The organism is Anaerococcus martiniensis (assembly GCF_043187485.1).
Taxonomy (GTDB): domain Bacteria; phylum Bacillota; class Clostridia; order Tissierellales; family Peptoniphilaceae; genus Anaerococcus; species Anaerococcus martiniensis.
Genome location: NZ_CP171106.1, coordinates 537,145 through 554,655, shown reverse-complemented (window position 1 = coordinate 554,655; position 17,511 = coordinate 537,145). Strand labels below are relative to the sequence as shown.

The 17,511-nt window shown below is 33.3% G+C and carries 17 protein-coding genes, 1 tRNA gene and 1 pseudogene; 17 read left to right on the top strand and 2 right to left on the bottom strand.

Features of this window, described 5'->3' with window-relative positions; genetic code table 11:
* The first annotated feature begins 2 nt into the window (after positions 1-2).
* From ACF3NF_RS02725 to ACF3NF_RS02710, 4 genes and pseudogenes are all read left to right on the top strand, one after another.
* Complete coding sequence (locus ACF3NF_RS02725; RefSeq protein WP_394023994.1) at positions 3-1,526, top strand: ABC transporter ATP-binding protein; 1,524 nt, start codon at positions 3-5, stop codon at positions 1,524-1,526.
* Positions 1,523-2,623 (top strand): annotated as a pseudogene (locus tag ACF3NF_RS02720) (ABC transporter permease); the annotation flags it as partial. The gene ACF3NF_RS02725 and the pseudogene ACF3NF_RS02720, both read left to right, overlap by 4 nt.
* Positions 2,624-2,849: 226 nt before the next feature.
* The gene (locus ACF3NF_RS02715) at positions 2,850-3,782 is read left to right on the top strand and encodes an ABC transporter permease (RefSeq protein ID WP_394023992.1); all 933 of its coding nucleotides are present in this window, start codon (positions 2,850-2,852) and stop codon (positions 3,780-3,782) included.
* Positions 3,783-3,867: 85 nt separating this feature from the next.
* The gene (locus tag ACF3NF_RS02710) at positions 3,868-6,303 is read left to right on the top strand and encodes a zinc ribbon domain-containing protein (RefSeq protein WP_394023990.1); all 2,436 of its coding nucleotides are present in this window, start codon (positions 3,868-3,870) and stop codon (positions 6,301-6,303) included.
* Positions 6,304-6,779: 476 nt separating this feature from the next.
* Here the strand turns inward: ACF3NF_RS02710 and ACF3NF_RS02705 are convergent.
* Positions 6,780-6,856 (bottom strand) — tRNA-Pro (locus tag ACF3NF_RS02705).
* Positions 6,857-7,024: 168 nt separating this feature from the next.
* Here ACF3NF_RS02705 and ACF3NF_RS02700 point away from each other — a divergent pair.
* The 9 genes from ACF3NF_RS02700 (at position 7,025) to ACF3NF_RS02660 (ending at position 13,529) form a co-directional block, all read left to right on the top strand.
* Positions 7,025-7,291, top strand: a complete 267-nt coding sequence (locus tag ACF3NF_RS02700; RefSeq protein WP_394023988.1) for a barstar family protein — start codon at positions 7,025-7,027, stop codon at positions 7,289-7,291.
* Entirely contained in the window at positions 7,281-7,631 is a 351-nt protein-coding gene (locus ACF3NF_RS02695; RefSeq protein ID WP_394023986.1) for a GntR family transcriptional regulator, read from the top strand. Before ACF3NF_RS02700 ends, ACF3NF_RS02695 begins: the two co-directional genes overlap by 11 nt.
* A complete protein-coding gene (locus ACF3NF_RS02690) occupies positions 7,624-8,322 on the top strand; it encodes an ABC transporter ATP-binding protein (RefSeq protein ID WP_394023984.1) in 699 nt (232 codons plus the stop codon). The genes ACF3NF_RS02695 and ACF3NF_RS02690 overlap by 8 nt, the downstream gene beginning before the upstream one ends.
* A gap of 2 nt (positions 8,323-8,324) precedes the next feature.
* Positions 8,325-9,059 carry a hypothetical protein gene (locus tag ACF3NF_RS02685; protein WP_394023983.1) on the top strand — a complete coding sequence of 245 codons (735 nt, stop codon included), beginning with the start codon at positions 8,325-8,327 and terminating at the stop codon, positions 9,057-9,059.
* An 8-nt stretch (positions 9,060-9,067) separates the two neighbouring features.
* Positions 9,068-9,802: an NAD-dependent protein deacylase gene (locus tag ACF3NF_RS02680; protein ID WP_458103072.1), complete on the top strand. Its 735-nt coding sequence runs from the start codon at positions 9,068-9,070 to the stop codon at positions 9,800-9,802.
* Positions 9,792-10,166 carry a zinc-ribbon domain-containing protein gene (locus ACF3NF_RS02675; RefSeq protein WP_262122887.1) on the top strand — a complete coding sequence of 125 codons (375 nt, stop codon included), beginning with the start codon at positions 9,792-9,794 and terminating at the stop codon, positions 10,164-10,166. The genes ACF3NF_RS02680 and ACF3NF_RS02675 overlap by 11 nt, the downstream gene beginning before the upstream one ends.
* Before the next feature lie 62 nt (positions 10,167-10,228).
* Complete coding sequence (locus ACF3NF_RS02670) at positions 10,229-11,410, top strand: coenzyme F420-0:L-glutamate ligase (protein ID WP_394023979.1); 1,182 nt, start codon at positions 10,229-10,231, stop codon at positions 11,408-11,410.
* A gap of 25 nt (positions 11,411-11,435) precedes the next feature.
* The gene (locus ACF3NF_RS02665) at positions 11,436-12,401 is read left to right on the top strand and encodes a YitT family protein (RefSeq protein WP_394023977.1); all 966 of its coding nucleotides are present in this window, start codon (positions 11,436-11,438) and stop codon (positions 12,399-12,401) included.
* Positions 12,402-12,506: 105 nt separating this feature from the next.
* A complete protein-coding gene (locus tag ACF3NF_RS02660; protein WP_394023975.1) occupies positions 12,507-13,529 on the top strand; it encodes a hypothetical protein in 1,023 nt (340 codons plus the stop codon).
* A 75-nt stretch (positions 13,530-13,604) separates the two neighbouring features.
* Here ACF3NF_RS02660 and rd read toward each other — a convergent pair whose 3' ends face one another.
* Positions 13,605-13,763 (bottom strand): rubredoxin, encoded by a 159-nt coding sequence (gene rd, locus ACF3NF_RS02655; protein WP_101540267.1) that lies wholly within the window; start codon positions 13,761-13,763, stop codon positions 13,605-13,607.
* Positions 13,764-13,893: 130 nt separating this feature from the next.
* Here rd and ACF3NF_RS02650 point away from each other — a divergent pair, with 130 nt between their 5' ends.
* The 4 genes from ACF3NF_RS02650 to ACF3NF_RS02635 all read left to right on the top strand — a co-directional run bounded on the left by ACF3NF_RS02650 (position 13,894) and on the right by ACF3NF_RS02635 (position 17,511).
* Entirely contained in the window at positions 13,894-14,295 is a 402-nt protein-coding gene (locus tag ACF3NF_RS02650) for an ATP-binding protein (RefSeq protein WP_394023973.1), read from the top strand.
* 101 nt (positions 14,296-14,396) lie between these two features.
* On the top strand, positions 14,397-16,217 hold the full coding sequence (gene typA / locus ACF3NF_RS02645; RefSeq protein ID WP_394023971.1) for a translational GTPase TypA: 1,821 nt from the start codon (positions 14,397-14,399) through the stop codon (positions 16,215-16,217).
* A gap of 9 nt (positions 16,218-16,226) precedes the next feature.
* On the top strand, positions 16,227-16,880 hold the full coding sequence (locus ACF3NF_RS02640; RefSeq protein WP_394023969.1) for a hypothetical protein: 654 nt from the start codon (positions 16,227-16,229) through the stop codon (positions 16,878-16,880).
* A complete protein-coding gene (locus ACF3NF_RS02635) occupies positions 16,873-17,511 on the top strand; it encodes a redox-sensing transcriptional repressor Rex (RefSeq protein WP_262122896.1) in 639 nt (212 codons plus the stop codon). The genes ACF3NF_RS02640 and ACF3NF_RS02635 overlap by 8 nt, the downstream gene beginning before the upstream one ends.

Here is a 17,511-nt window from a genome sequence, read left to right as displayed (position 1 = left end):
TTATGGATAAGCATTTAAATGAAAATCCTGTGGTATCTATGAAAAATATTAGCAAGTCTTTTGGAGATAATAAAGTTTTATCTAATGTCAATTTTGACTTGCATAAATCCGAAGTACACGCTCTTTTAGGGGAAAATGGTGCTGGTAAAACTACACTTATGAATATTTTGTATGGTATGTTCCCACCAAGTGATGGAACAATAACTATAAATGGCAAAACTTTTACAAATATGACTCCTAAAATGGCCATAGATGCAGGTATTGGTATGGTTCACCAACATTTCATGTTAATAGAACCTCTTACTGTTACAGAAAATATTATCTTAGGTTATGAAGAAGATACAGGTCTATTTTTAGATAGAAAGACAGCCAGAGAAAAAATATCCAAATTGTCCGAAGAATACGGGCTTATGATTGATCCAGATGCAAGAGTTGAGGATATTACAGTTGGCCAACAACAAAGAGTAGAAATTTTAAAGGCTCTTTATAGGGGAGCGGATATTTTGATTTTTGATGAGCCGACAGCAGTTTTAACTCCACAAGAAATCAATGAATTTATAGAAATTATAAACAAACTTACAAAAATGGATAAGTCAATCATAATCATTACCCACAAGCTTGCTGAAATCAAGGCCATGGCTGACAATTGTACTATTATCAGGCGTGGAGAGTTCATCGATAAGCTAAATGTAAAAGAAGTTGATGAAAATATTTTGGCAGAAAAAATGGTTGGCCGTAATGTTAGCTTTAATGTAGACAAAAAGGCCCAAGAAACTGGTGGAGTTGTCCTAAAAGTAGAAGACCTTTGGGCAAAAGACCGCCGTGGTGTAGATATTTTAAAGGGTCTTGATTTAGAACTCCGTGCTGGAGAAATTTTGGGTATTGCTGGGGTTGATGGCAATGGTCAAACAGAATTGATTGATTGTCTAACAGGTATGGCAAAGTCAAATAGAGGGATTATTACCCTAAATGGTAAGGATATTACAAATACAAATCCTAGAAATATCCTAGATACTGGCATGAATTCTATCCCAGAAGACAGGCAAAAACGTGGTCTGATCTTAGAGTATCCTATAAAAGACAATTTGATTTTGGAAAATGTCCAAAAAGAGCCATTTTCTAGCAGGGGAAGACTCAATTTTAAAAACATCGACGAAAATGCTAGGAATTTGGTAGAAAAATTTGATGTTAGACCAAATGATATTAACGAAAAAGCAGTTTCTCTTTCAGGTGGTAACCAGCAAAAAGTAATTATTGCCCGTGAAATTTCAAACAATCCTGATGTCTTAATTGCAGCCCAACCAACAAGAGGACTTGATGTTGGAGCAATCGAGTTTATCCACCAATATCTGGTAGAGCTTAGAAATGCAAACAAGGCAGTTTTATTAATCAGCTTTGAGCTTGATGAGGTTATGGACTTATCAGATAGGATTCTTGTAATTTATGATGGAAAAATAGTTGGTGAAAAAAATCCTAAAGAAACTGACGAATTTGAACTAGGTAGATTAATGGCAGGTGGAAAATGACAGAAAATACACAACAAGTTAAGGCTAATAGGCAACTTGCACGCAGCAATTCCAAGTTAATATTTACCTTGATTTCGATATTATTAGGATTTTTAGTAGGTGCAATTGTACTTAGCATATCAGGATATGACCCAATTGAGGGTTACCAAGCCTTATTTCAAGGGATTTTTAAGACTCCAAGAAATCTGGGATGGGCAATTGTAAGCTCAACTCCAATTATTTTGACAGGTCTTGGCGTTTGCTTTGCTTTTCAAACAGGACTTTTCAATATGGGGGCTGAGGGACAATTTATAATTGGTACTGTTGTAGGATTTTTGGTTGGATATAGATTGCCGCTTCCTCCAATCCTTCATCCAATTGTTGCCATAATTTTGGCAATGATTGCCGGTGCTCTTTATGGAGCTATAGCAGGCTATATCAAAGCACGTTTTGGTATCCATGAGGTAATTTCAACTATCATGTTAAACTGGATTGCCTTTTATTTCCAAAACTTTATTGGCTATGCTTATCAGCAACCTAACTCTATGGGAACTTTTGATGTCCTTGATAGTGCAAAAATAACCATGTTTGATAGGGCAACTGTTAAAAATTTTGGACCATTTTTTAGCAAATTTTTTAAAGCACCAATTCACTTTGGTACTATCCTTGCTATTATTGCAGTGATTGTAGTTTGGTATATCTTAAATAAGACTGTTTTAGGCTATGAATTAAAGGCTGTTGGCTTAAATCGTGAGGCCAGTGAATATGGTGGGATTGATTCTGGCAAAAAAATTGTCCAATCAATGTCGATTTCTGGAGCAATTTGTGCCCTTGCTGGTGTTACACAAGTTTTAGGATTTACTTATGCTATTTCCATAATTTCTGCCATGGATAATTATGGATTTGACGGATTAGCTGTTTCACTTTTAGCAGGCAATAATCCAATAGGAGTTATATTTTCAGGCCTATTCTTTGGTTCACTAAAATATGCGGGAAGCAACATCCAAAGAGTTATGGGAGTGCCAACAGAATTGATCAATATCATAATTGGTACAATCATCCTATTTACAGCCGTACCATTGGTATTTAGAATTATTCGTGCAAAATTTAGGAACAGAAAAAATTCTAAAAATCAACTAGCAAATGCAGAAAAAATTGAAAAACCAGTTAAAAAAGTAAAAGAAAAAGAAGTTTTAGAAGACAAAACTATTGATAAAGAAGAAACAGAAATTCTTAAAAAAGATGAAGTAAAAGAAGAAATCAAATCTGACTCCAATCCAAGAGTTATAAACGAAACTGGAGAAGAAATCATTATAAGAACTGTAGATAAGGAGGAGGAGTAATATGAATTTAGTAATGCTCGCTTTAATAATCGGAAATACATTTTCAAACGCTGCTCCAGTACTTTTTGCAGGACTTGGAGGTATGATGAGCGAAAAATCTGGTGTTGTAAATATTGGACTTGAAGGAATGATGACAATTGGTGCCCTAGTTGGAGCAACTGTTGGATACAAAGTCGGAAATCCTTGGTTGGCATTTTTAGCTGGAGGACTGGCTGGTGCTGGATTTGGTTTAATTCACGCCTTTATTTCAGTTACCCTAGGTGGTGACCAAACTATTTCTGGTATAGCCATAAATACACTAGGACCTGGTTTGGCCCTATTTTTAGCAAGATTATTTTTTGATGGAGCAAGCCAAACTCCTTCTATCCCACTTGAAAACAAAATCCCAAGGCTATTTAGAGGGTCAGATAATCAAATACTTTTAAATATTTTTGGCCAATACGCCACAGTTTATATCGCCCTAATAATGGTAGTAGTTTTATACCTTTTCCTTTATAAAACTAAATGGGGGCTTAGGGTGATAGCAGTTGGAGAACATCCAAAAGCTGCTGAAACCTTAAATATTTCTGTAACAATGACTAGATACTTATCAGTAATATTTTCTGGCTTTATGGCAGGGCTTGGTGGAGCAAGCATGGCCCTAGCGGTTGTAAGTTCATTTTCACCATCTCTTATTGCAGGGCAAGGATATATTGCTTTGGTTACAGTAATTTTTGGTAATTGGAAACCACAAGGTGTACTCCTAGGATCATTATTCTTTGGTCTTGCCCAATCAATTGCAACCTACCTAGGTGGGTCGGGATTAAATGTGCCAATAGAATTTATTTCAATGATTCCTTATGTGGCAACATTACTAATCCTAATTATCTTCCAAAGAAGGTCAAAGGCACCAAAAGCATCTGGTAAGCCATATTTAACTATAGATAATATGTAATTTTTTAGAATATAAGCCCTTTTTAGGGTTTATATTTTTGTTAATAAGTTGTATATTATAATATATAGCTTTAAAAGGAGCAAGCATGAATTGTACTAATTGCGGTGCAAGGGTAGATGATAGTGCGAGATTTTGTCCAGTTTGTGGCCACAAACTAAAAAGTGACAATCCGCCAACAACACAGGAATCCCCACAAGAAGAGGCTTTGCCAAGGGAAAAATCTACCTATGAATCGATAAAAAATAATGAAAACTTAATAGAAAATCAAAAAGCACAAGATCAGCCAAAGGAAAAAGAAAGTAGGATTAAAAGATTTGTAAGTTCTTTCTCCAGCAAGAAAACTCAAGATAAGCAATCTAAAAAAGAAGCAAATGAGCAAATTGCTGATGAAATTTTTGAAAATGACAATAATTATAGCCATTTAAATCAAAAAATTGAACCTGAAAAAGCAAATGAAAATGAGATTCCACCTTCATATTATGGTTACAATCCAGTTGAAGATAGGCAAAGGAAAGATTTAAGAAATCCTTCTACTAATCATAATAGCAAGAACCCAACTGATTATGTGCAAAATAAGGTCTTACATAGGCAAAGTGAAAATAAATTTGAAAGCAAAGGCCAAGACCAAGAGCAAAATCAAGATTATCAGCCAAATCAATTTGCAAATGAAACAAGCCTTTCAAGTCAGATGCGTGTTGCACAAAATCTGGGTAAGGCAGCTGGATATTATAAACAATCAGATGAGCCTAGCAAAGAAGAAGTCAGATATGACGACATACCAAATGAATTTGTAGAAGCAAGAATAGCTAGACAAATCAATGGTGGTGGGCCAAAAATTTCCTATAGTCAAAATGAATTTGAATCTTATAGACCAGATGATAGGACCCAGGCGGGAAATAGGCCTATTGCAGATGAAAAACAAGATGCAAGGACATTTGAACCTGCAAACACTTCAAATCCTGTAAATGATCAAACAAATACAGAACCAAATAAAGAAGAAAAAGAGCCTTTCAAATTCAAAGCAATTTATCTCTTACCACTTCTAATCATAGCCCTTGCCCTTGCAGGAGTATATTTACTCAAAAACCGCACGGCTCCAGAAGTAGAAATTGACCTAAGTCAATATATAGATGTGACATATAGCGGTGATGATGGGGCAGCAAGTCCAAGTGCTACTTTAAACTCATCCAAACTATTGGCAGATTATGGCAATGATATAGCTTATGTTAATAAAGATAGAAAAGATGACCAATATTCATCACCTGCTAATCAATTGGTAGCTGACTTAGAAAAAAGCACAAACTTCCAATTTAGCAAGGATACTAACCTATCAAATGGTGAAGAAATCACAGTTGTAGCCAATGTTTCTGATAGTGCAATTGCAGATGATTACAATGTAATGTTTACAAATACTATAAAATCAGTAATTGTAGACGGGCTTATAACCCAAGAATATGTAGATCCATTTGAATATATGGATGTGAATTTTGAAGGCGAAAGTCCAAATATGACACTAACTGCAAACTTTAGAGAAGATGCACCAGAATACTTAAAAAATATAGAAATTGCACCAAGCAAAACTAGTGAACTAGCTAGTGGTGAGGAAGTAAATATTTCCTTAAACTTTGATGAAGATGAGATATTTAATTCTTATGGCATCAGATTAGATCCAATCGATAAGACATTTACAGCACCTGGTGAAGCTGTCCAAACTGAGGAAGAAAATTCTGATCAGGAGGCTAACACCGAAGCAAGTGGTGACCTGGGAGATGGATTTATATCAACAATTGATAATCTAGATGAAGAATTGCTAGGAACCCTAAAATATAATGCCGGTCAATTAATAAGAGAAACATTTGGCGGCAGATCATTTACAGAGATAAATGAAATAAATTATCTAGGAGCTATCACAGGCTCAGATGCAAATGCAGATCTTAAGAATAGAGTAATGCTAATTTATGAAGTAAAGGCAAAGGAAGACTACGAAGGCCGTTACACAAATGACTTTACCTACTATACATTTGTTGAATATCAAAATGTAAAAGATAGCAAGGCTGATGATGGCAAATTCTACACAGAAGGGCCAATCACAACAGATAATGAAATCTTCCACAAATTCTTCGTAGAAGATGACTACACTTATTATGAGATTCCATATTATGGATTTGCATTCTTAGAAGAAGTCATCACAAGAGCTAATAATGCCCTATCCGGACTAGATATAGAAGACTCAATATCAGTTGATGTTTCAAAATATTTTGAAAAATCTGACGGAGTTGCAGGTGAATACCAAGGCAACGGCACAAGACTGTCATTAAAATCTGATGGAACACTAAGATATAAACTAGACCAAAGAGTTCATACAGGAACATGGAGCGAAAATGGTTCTGAAGTAAGCCTTACCATCCAAGGTGTCAATGTAGATACACCAATCAATGCAAAATTTGAAAACGGAGCACTAAACGTAGCAGAACAAGGCGAAATGACAGGACAAACATTTAATAAAATGGAAGCATTTTAAAAATAAACCCGATAAGAAAACTTATCGGGTTTTTGTTTACAAAATTTTAAAGAGAAATAGATACAATAAAAATTGAATTAATTAGAAAGGCTTCAAGCCAACAAGCCTCATCTTCTCAAAGCCAGTGCTAGCAAAATTTAACTATTATATTAAATTAACAATATAAAAATAAGTAAAAAAATAAGCAGTACAAACTGCTTTAAATCAATGGTCGGGGTGAAAGGATTCGAAGCATCGAGCCTCATCTTCTCAAAGCCAGTGCTAGCAAAATTTAACTATTATATTAAATTAACAATATAAAAATAAGTAAAAAAATAAGCAGTATAAACTGCTTTAAATTTATGGTCGGGGTGAAAGGATTCGAAGCATCGAGCCTCATCTTCTCAAAGCCAAGAGCTAGCAACAATAAATCATTATATTAAATAAAAATATAAAAATAAGTAAAAAAATAAGCAGTACAAACTGCTTTAAATCAATGGTCGGGGTGAAAGGATTCGAACCTTCGACCTCATGTTCCCAAAACACGCGCGCTACCAAGCTGCGCCACACCCCGTTAAGTGATTACTATGTAAGTATACACCCTATTTTATTTTATGTCAAGTTTTTGTAAAAGTTTTTTTAAAAAAAGTTTACAAAAGCAAATTTTGACCCCAACTTTTGGGAAGTCTGTTATAATAATACCATAAGCAAAATTAAAAGTAAACACAAATTAAGGAAAATTATGCTAGTTTTAGATGCAAAAGATTTTACCGACCAAAAGACCTTTTATAAGCTTTTAAATGAGCAAATTGATTTTTACTATTATGTAGAAAACCTAGATGCCCTTTATGATTTTTTGGTGACTACCGATTATCAAATAAGGATTATAAATTATAGGCATATGTTTATCAATCTTGGTGAGTATGGCCAAAGGCTTATGACAGTTTTTATAGATGCGGTAAAAGATTATGATGCAAATGTAAGTTTGGAGCATGGCAATGGTTTATAAAAATAAACAAAGTGAAATAAGAGATTTTGTAGCAATGGAGCTAATTTCTGGTAGAAGAAAATATGGAGATCCATTTTTTGAAAAAAAATTTTTTACAAGTAAGTTTAAAGTAAATCCTTCTTATGTAAAAGAAGTTTTTGACTTACTAGAAAAAGAAGGAATCATCCAAAATCAAGGCCAATCATACATATTTTCTGCAGATGAAAATAAAATATTTTGGCTAAAAGAAGAATTTTTACATTCTTATATCAATGATTTTGCTGAAAATTTAAGCAAAATCGGTGTTAGTTTGGATCAAGTTATTGAAATATTAAAACAAAGGGATATTGCAAATGGATAAGGCAATAGAAATTAAAAATTTTACAAAAAAATATGGCGAGGTCAATGCTCTGGATGATATTTCCTTAAATATAGATTTGGGAAAGATAAGTGGAGTTCTTGGACCAAATGGATCTGGTAAAACTACATTACTAAAGGCACTAGCGGGATTAATTCGCCAAGATATGGGTGAAATAATTCTTGATGGGCAAAAAATATCTAATATTGATAAAAACAAGATTGCATATTTGCCTGATGAAAAATTTTTATATGCCACTCAAAGTATAAAAGAATCTAGTCAAATGTATGCGGATTTTTATGATGGATTTGATAGAGATTTTTTTGATAAAATTTTAGAATATTTTTATTTAAATCCAAAAAGCAATATCAAGGGTCTTTCAAAAGGAGATTATAAAAAGTTGGGTCTTTGTTTAAATTTATCAAGAGATGCTGATATTTATATTTTTGACGAACCCCTTGATGGCATTGATCCGATTTCAGCTGCAAAAATTATTGATCTAATTATTGAAAAGGCAGAAGATGAAAAAACTTTTCTAATATCAACCCACCAAATAGCCCAAATGGAAAATTTATTTGACCAAGTGATTTTCCTAGCAGGGGGAAGGATTCATGATTTTGGATCAGCAAGAGAAATTAGAAATCAAAATCAAATGGATATTAGCGATTATTATGATGAAATATATTTAGGGTAAGTATGAATAAATTTATAAAATACGATTTAAAAGCAAATAGGGGATTTTTAGGAAAGCTTATAATCCTTCAAATAATTTTGACTGGCCTATCTTTTTTGGGCCATGGATTTTTGTCGGCAAATTATCTGACCGATTCAGTATTTTCCAATGGAATATTTGCCTTAGCAACGGTATTTTTCATTGGAATTAATATTTTTTATATGGTTTTAACCATAAATAAGGATTTTAATACAGAAAGGGCAATATTAAAATATTCTCTTCCAAAGGCTCAGAAAAAAATTATTTGGGCAAAGGTATTTGAGTTAGCAATTATTTATATTATTAATTTGATATTTTTATTTATATCTTTGTGGGCCCTAAGATTTAGAATTACATCAGATATAGTTTATTTCTATGCTTTGGGTTTAATATGGATATTGATTTTGACTAGCTTTGTTTTTTACTTTAAAAGTCTAAATAGATTTGGCCAAGGAAAGAGAAGTAGATTTTATGGCTACGGATTGATTTTACTTATAATAGTGCTTGGCTTTGTTGTTTGTAAGTATTTTTCATTTGCTATTGTAAATGGAGCTATCCAACACACTCGACCAATAAATTATGGATTTATATTTCCCTTTGCAGTTGGTAGCCTAAACATTTATAAAAATATTACACCTATTGTTTATTATTTTTTAGCACTTATCTTTGTGATTTTTGTTAATCAATTAAATATTAAGAATAATTTAGACCTATCCTAGGAGGGATGATGCAAGAAGTTAAAGAAATTATCAAAAATTCAAATAATATAGTATTTTTCGGTGGTGCTGGAGTATCTACTGCTTCTGGCCTGCCAGATTTTAGGTCAGCAACTGGCCTTTATAATAAGGAAAATAATTCAAATTACTCGCCAGAGTATATGTTAAGCCACGAGTTTTTTCAAAATCATCCGGATGAGTTTAGCACTTATATAAGAGAAAATCTCATGGTTGATGGAGTTTTGCCAAATGACTGTCATTTTGCACTTGCAAAACTAGAAAAAATGGGCAAACTTCAAGGGATAATTACTCAAAATATTGATGGCCTTCACCAAAAGGCTGGCAGTAAAAATGTAATTGAGCTGCACGGGACACTAAATGATTATTACTGCACAAATTGTGGCGAAAAATATGATTTTACCTACGCAAATAAATTTACATCTACTCCAAGATGCCAAAAATGTGATGGCATTGTGCGTCCTGATATTGTCCTATATGGTGAGGGCTTAAACCAAGATTACATTAGCCATGCTATAAATTTAATTTCCCATGCTGATGTTTTAATAATCGGTGGAACTTCTCTGGCAGTATATCCTGCAGCAGGTCTGATTGATTTTTATAATGGAAATAAATTAATTTTGATAAATAAAGATGACACTGGCAAGGAAAGTGCGGCTGATTTTGTTCTAAAGGGCGATATTAGCAAGATTATGAAAGAATTAGTAGAGGACATTGATGAAAGATAAATTTAATATAGATGAATATGGGATTTTTTTGATATGGTTGGGGATAATTTTTAGTCTGCTTGCATATTTTACCCATTCACAATTTTTGGATATTTTGGCCCTAGTAAATGTGATTTATGCAATATTTAGATTTTTTTCAGCTAATAAGGAAAAAAGAATTGCCGAAAATAATCAATTTAAACAAGTTTTTCTAAATCCTATCAAAAAATCTTTCAAGGGTTTTAAAAACGAAACTGTGGGGGATAAAAATTATAAATATGTTTCTTGTCCACAATGCGGCCAAAAACTCCGTATTCCTAAGAAAAAAGGTAAAATAAAGGTAAGATGCCCAAAATGTGGGACTAAATTTGATGCTAGAAGTTGATTCTAGCATCTTTTAAATTTTTCTGATTAGATGTATAATTTTTTTAAAGAGAGGGGTTAATAATGCAAAGAATTATTGGAACAAAATCATTGGGACTTCGCGCACCAATCATTGAAAAAGGCGACAATTTAGAAGAAATAGTTTTTGAAACTGTAAAAAAAGCTAGCGAGAATCACAATCTTACTATAAATGATAGGGATGTAGTTTGTGTTACCGAGTCACTTGTAGCACGTGCACAAGGAAATTATGCTAGCATAGAGCAAATTGCAAAAGATATTAATAATAAGTTTGAGGGAGATGAACTAGTAGTTTTATTCCCAATTCTATCTAGAAATAGATTTTCAATTTTATTAAAGGCTATTGCACTTTCTGGCAAAAAATTACATATTTGCCTATCATATCCACAAGATGAAGTAGGAAATTATTTGATGGATGAGATGGATTTATTTAATAGCAATATAAATCCTTACCAAGATGTTCTAGATATTGAAGAATTTAGACAAATAGCAGGAGATTACAAACACACATTTACAGGCATGGATTATCCTGCCCTTTACACAGAACTTGCACCAAATTCTGAAATACATTTTCTAAATAATCCAGTAGATAGTTTAAGATTTTCTGACCAAGTCTTAGTTTGTTCAATCCACACCAGAAATATTATCAAAAGACAATTAAAAGAAGCTGGTGGAAAAAATATCCTATCACTTGATCAAATCCTAACTGAATCTGTTGACGGATCCGGATTTAACAAAGACTATGGACTTTTAGGGTCAAATTTATCAACAGAAGATGAAGTGAAACTTTTCCCAAGAGATGGAGAAATCTTTGTAAGAAACCTTCAAAAAAAATTAACAGACCATTTTGAAAAACAAATCGAAGTAATGATTTATGGAGATGGAGCCTTCAAAGATCCAGTTGGCAAAATCTGGGAGCTAGCAGATCCAATAGTTTCTCCTGCATTTACAGAAGGTCTAACTGGAACTCCAAGCGAATTAAAAATAAAATACATTGCTGATAATGAGTTTTCTGACTTATCTATTGATGATAGAACTTCAGCTATGGTAGATAGGATTTCTAAAAAAGAAAAAGAATTAGTTGGCAAAAACGAAACCCTAGGTACAACTCCAAGGCAAATCACAGACCTGTTAGGATCTCTTGCAGACCTTACATCAGGCTCTGGAGATAAGGGAACACCAATTGTTTTAGTTCAAGGATATTTTGATAATTACTCAAATAATTAAATTCTATTTTTAAGGAGAAATAGCTGTGGCAGGATCAGGTCGCCAGGAGAAGAAAGATAATAAAGTTTTTGGAAATCATTTTGTAAATGATTACCTTGAAAAAAGAGCAGAGGCCAAACAAAACCATGACCCCATGGATGAATTGCAAAGATACTTGATGATGTCCTTTGCAGCCATTTTGATGGCTTTTGGAACCCACTTTTTTAAATATCCAAACTCATTTGTAATAGGTGGGGTAGAGGGGATGAGTATTATTGCATCAACCTTTGTGCCCTTTACCCGTCCTCAAATTACACTTTTTATAAATATAACACTGCTTGTAATAGCATATTTTATTTTAGGCAAGCATTTTACCCTAAGGACAGGCTATGTAGCGATTTTAAATTCGCTTACAGCCCTAGGGCTTTCTTATATTTTCCCAATAGCAGGGCCAATGACTGATAATAAGCTTTTGGAATTAATATTTACCCTATTAATTTCAGCCTTTGGATCTGCCATTTTGTTTAATCTGGCAGCAAGTTCTGGGGGGACGGACATAATTGCGATGATTATCAAAAAATATTCATCCCTTGAAGTTGGAAGGGCTCTTTTATGTGTAGATAGTGCCTTTACCATAGCTTCTCTTTGGATATTTAATGTGGAAATTGGTTTGCTATCTATTTTAGGGCTCTTACTTAAGGGAATATTTGTAGATGTAATTATCCATTCACTAAACACCGACAAACTTTTTATAATCATAACTACAAAACCAGAAGAAGTTGGCCAATTTATCAGGGAAGATCTTAGACGTTCAGCTACAGTTTTAAATGGTGTGGGACTTTTTAAGGGCATCCACAGATTTGTATTTTTATCTGTGCTTTCACCAAAAGAAGCACCGCTTTTTAAAAGATATATCAAGGGAGTAGATCCATCAGCATTTATTACAATCGTAAATACATCGAAAATTATTGGTAAAGGATTTTATCTAACAAATGATGCTGACCAATATTAAACAAACACTTAAAATTAGACGCCTACAGTATAAGGCGTCTTTTTGTTTGAAATGTGTAGAAAATAAGTGTAAAATAATAGTGAAGAACTATGGATGGAGAATGATATGAAGTCAAAAAACAAAGCTTTGATGTTTCTTTGTCTTTTAGTGACTTTATTTTCTATAAGGCCATCATTTGCTAATGCTGATGATCAAAATCAGCCAGCAAACCAGAAAACAGATATAAAAAGTGGGGATGAAATTACAATTACAGAAGAACCACTTGAAATGCCCCAAGTGCAGATAGAAGAAAAAAAAGTCCAAAAGGCAGATGGAATAAAACTAGAGACAAATAAAACAGAAAATAAATCAAGCCCTACTATCGACCCAAGAGCATCAGAAGTAAATGAGAGGGTCAACAAAAAATATAGGGAAGAACAAAAAGCAAAAGAAAATCAACAAACACAAACAAAGACTGAAAGCAGACCACAAACCAAAGTACAGACACAGTCAAATACACATACACCAAGAAAAATTGACCAAGAAACAAAGGATGAAGTAGAGGCACTAATCAAGGAGCTAGATCAAAATACCAGGGAAATCCAAGCTGGATTAGATAATTCAAATAGTCACAAAGGATCAAAACAGTCAGAGGATTACAAAAAGGCTGTAGAATTAGTTGGCGAGGTCATGCTTTCAGATAAAATTACCAAGGCAGAGAGCGAAAAAATTGCAAATTCAACTAAAAAAATTGTTGCAGACTACAATAAAAAAATAGAAAACGCAGCAACAAGTGAGGAAAAAGAAGCCTTGATGAAAGAAGCAAGCCAAAGGATAAATGATAATTTAAAAAGCGCATCCAAAGAAGCTTACGAATCAGCCAAAAAAAACGAAGTATCTATTTACGATCAAAAAAATGAAACCCTGGTTTTAGAAATAGAGCCAAGTGAAAGAGAAGAATCTAGGAAAGAGAAGAAAAATATTAAGGTTACAAAAACTACTTCCTTAGAGAAATCTCCAAAACTTGCAAGTGAAGATAAGGAAAGACCATTTTTTAAAGTTGCTATTGGAGTTTTTGTAGTTTTAATAATTTCTTTAGCAATATCAATAAGCCTTGTACTAAGAAATCGAAAAAATATTCGCAAATAAGTCCAAAGGGCTTATTTTTTTGCAATAATTTTGCAAAATAAAAAGAGGCTTAAATAAGCCTCTTGCGTTTTTAAATTATTCTTGTGGTTCGAACATATCTTTGCCTACTCCACAAATTGGGCAAACCCAATCTTCTGGTAGTTGGTCAAATTCTGTACCAGCTTCGATTCCGTTATCAACATCTCCTTCAGCTGGATCATAAATGTATCCACATGCTGTACATACGTATTTCATACCAATGTCTCCTTTCATTGTTATTACATTTATATTATACCACTTTTAGCTGATTTTAATACATTTTTATTAAAGATTCTGTTTTTTTCTTAATCTTTGGGTATAAAAATATTGAATGAAGGAGAGAAGTATGGAGATTATCAGAAATCTCATACATAGTGACCTAAGACTTATAAAAGAATTTAGAGATGATATTATAAGTTTTTTGAAAAAACAAAATTATGATGAGGATATTATTTTTAAAATTAGACTTGTTTTAGATGAGCTTATAACAAATTCTTACAAGCATGGCAATGGAAAAAATTATGAAAAACTGATTGATATTATCATGCTGCTGGATAGGGACTATTGTATGATAAAAGTAAAAGATGAGGGTGATGGGATAGACTACACCAAAGATCGCGACATGCTTGCAGATCATGGCAGGGGCATCCAATTAGTTTACAATCTTTGCGATAATATAATAGTAAAAGATAATACTATAGTGGCTTTTTTGCTTTTAGATGAGCAAAAAGTTAGTCAAAACATCTAGACAACTTTATTAGCTAGGTGTTTTTTTATTATCTTTATTGATAATTTATCCACAATCGATATAATATATTGATAGAATTTACTAGTTTGAAAGAAGGAATTATGAAAAGAGATGACGTTAGAAATGTAGCCATTATTGCCCACGTAGACCATGGTAAAACTACCCTAGTAGATGGACTTTTAAAAAGTTCTGGTACTTTTAGGGACAACCAAGAGGTTAACGAGAGAGTAATGGACTCAAACAGTATTGAAAAAGAAAGAGGAATTACAATCCTTTCTAAAAATACTGCTATTCATTATAAGGATACAAAAATAAATATTATAGATACACCAGGCCACGCGGACTTTGGTGGTGAAGTAGAACGTGTTTTAAATATGGCTGAGTCTGTAGTTTTGGTTGTAGATAGCCACGAAGGACCTATGCCACAAACAAAATTTGTATTAAGAAAGGCAATTGAACTTGGCTTGCCTGCTATCATTTGTATAAACAAAGTAGATAGGCCAGACCAAAGGATTGATGAAGTAGAAGATGAGGTCCTAGATTTATTTATCTCACTTGATGCAGATGAATCTTACCTAGAAAGTCCTTTTGTCTATGCATCAGCTAAAAATGGCTGGGCATCTTTAGAAAAAGGCACTGTAAAAAATGATATGATAGACTTACTTGATACAATTATCGAACACACTCCAGCCTTTGAAGCAGATGAAGATGCTCCATTTAAAGTTTTAGTATCAACTACTGACTACAACTCATTTTTAGGTTCTATTGCTATTGGTAAGGTAGAACAAGGTATCATTAAGAAAAACGCCAATGCAGTAATTACAAATTATAATGAAGAAGACCGCCACGAAAGATCAAAAATTGTAACAATTTACGAATTTGACGGCCTAGATAGGGTAGAAGTAGAAGAAGCAAAATTCGGATCAATTGTTGCCCTATCAGGTATGGAAGATATTTCCATTGGAGATACTATCGGTACAGAAGAAGATAGCCAGCCAATAGAATTTACAAAAATATCTGAACCAACCCTTTCTATGACATTTTCAGTAAATGACTCACCATTTGCTGGCCGTGATGGTAAATTTGTAACCAGCCGCCATTTAAGAGAAAGATTATTTAAAGAAAAAGAAACAGATGTTTCACTCAAGGTAGAAAATACTGATTCCACAGAAAGCTTTAAGGTATCAGGACGTGGAGAACTTCACCTATCAGTTTTAATTGAAAACTTAAGACGTGAAGGATATGAATTCCAAGTTTCTAAGCCAGAAGTAATGTTTAAAGAAATCGATGGAAAAAGAAATGAACCGATTGAAATTGCAACAATTGACGTTGACCAAGAATACACTGGATCAGTTATAGAAAAACTTGGACGTAGAAAAGGTGAACTTATCGATATGACACCAACTTCTTCAGGCTATACAAGAATGATTTTTAGAATCCCAGCACGTGGATTAATTGGTTATAGAACTGAGTTTTTAACAGATACAAAGGGGACAGGTATTCTAAACTCAGAATTTGAAGAATACGCTCCATATAAGGGTGATATAGAAACTCGTCAAGACGGATCACTTATTGCAAGTGAACAAGGAATTGCAAGAGCCTATGGGCTAAATTCTGCCCAATCACGTGGACTTTTATTTATCGAAGCAGGAGATGAAGTTTACGAAGGGGAAGTGGTTGGTATGAATGCAAAAGGCCTTGATATAGATGTAAATGTCTGCAAAACCAAAAAGCTAACCAACACTCGTGCATCAGGATCAGATGATGCCATTATCTTAACTCCACCAAAGAAAATGAGTGTTGAAGAGATGATGGAATTTGTAGAAGATGATGAGCTAATCGAAGTTACCCCAAACAATCTAAGAATTAGAAAAAGAATCCTAGATAGCAACCTTAGATACAAATCAAAAAAGAATAAATAAGAGGTAAATATGGATAGAAGGTTTGAAAGAACACTCAGCCAAATTCTAAGTGTTGTGGTTTTGCTAGTGTTTTTAATAACTATTGTATCAGCAAATTTAAATATATGGCTAGTTTCCTATATTTGGGCGGCAGGTTTTGTTTTAGCCTGGGTCCTTATGCTTATTTTTGGGATTTATATTTTATTTCAAAAAGAATCATATGGCTGGTCAATATTAGTAGCCATAGTAACAGGCCTTGGATTTGCGATTTTAAGTGTGCCAGCAATCTTAGTCCTAGCAAGATTTATCCCAGGACTTCCAGTAGGACTATCATTTAATAATCAATTTTTAAATGCCAACAGTCAATTGGTTTTATACACCATATTAATAATTGTATATTTTGCTCATGTTATCAATGCTTTAAAGCTAAAAAATAAAAATGAGGAGTACTTAGAATACTCCGAACCTGTTGTAGATAATAATAAAGAAAATTTAGAAATTAACAAAAATTTGCATAATGACAGTGAAATTGAGTATAATATAACAAAAGACATTGATGAAAAAATAGTCTTTGAATCAGATATTAATGATGATTCTACATATAACACTGAAGAAGTAATTCTTGTGGAAGATTTAACAGATGAAGATATAGAATTTATGAAAGATGAGGAGAACAATGGCTAAAGACAATGGTGTATCATTATCGGTTATCAAAAGACTACCAAAATATTATAGGTACCTAGAAAGCATAAACGATCGTGGCATAGTAAGGGTTTCATCAAAAGAATTATCAGAAATTACAGGACTAACAGCAAGTCAAATCAGACAAGACTTAAATCATTATGGATGTTTTGGCCAACAAGGCTATGGATACAATGTGCGTGAGCTAATGGATGAGCTTTCAAAAATAATTGGTGTCGATAAAAAGTACAAAATGGTCCTAGTTGGTTTTGGAAATATCGGCCATGCACTTTATAAATACAAATCCTTCCAAGATTTAGGCTATCATATCGATGCAGTATTTGATCTAGAAGCAAGAGAAGCCAATGAAAATGATCCGGAAATTGTCAGTATAGAGAAACTTCCTGATTACCTAAAAAATAATAAAGTTGATATTGGTATAATTTCTACACCAAAAGATGCTAGCCAAGAAGTTTGTGATATACTTTGCGATGGAAATGTAGATGGGATTTGGAACTTTTCTCCAGTAGATATAAAGACAAAAAATGATGTTGTCCTTGAAAATGTGCACCTTGATGAATCCTTATTTACATTAACCTACTTCATCAATTCTCCAGAGGACTTTAATTTTTAA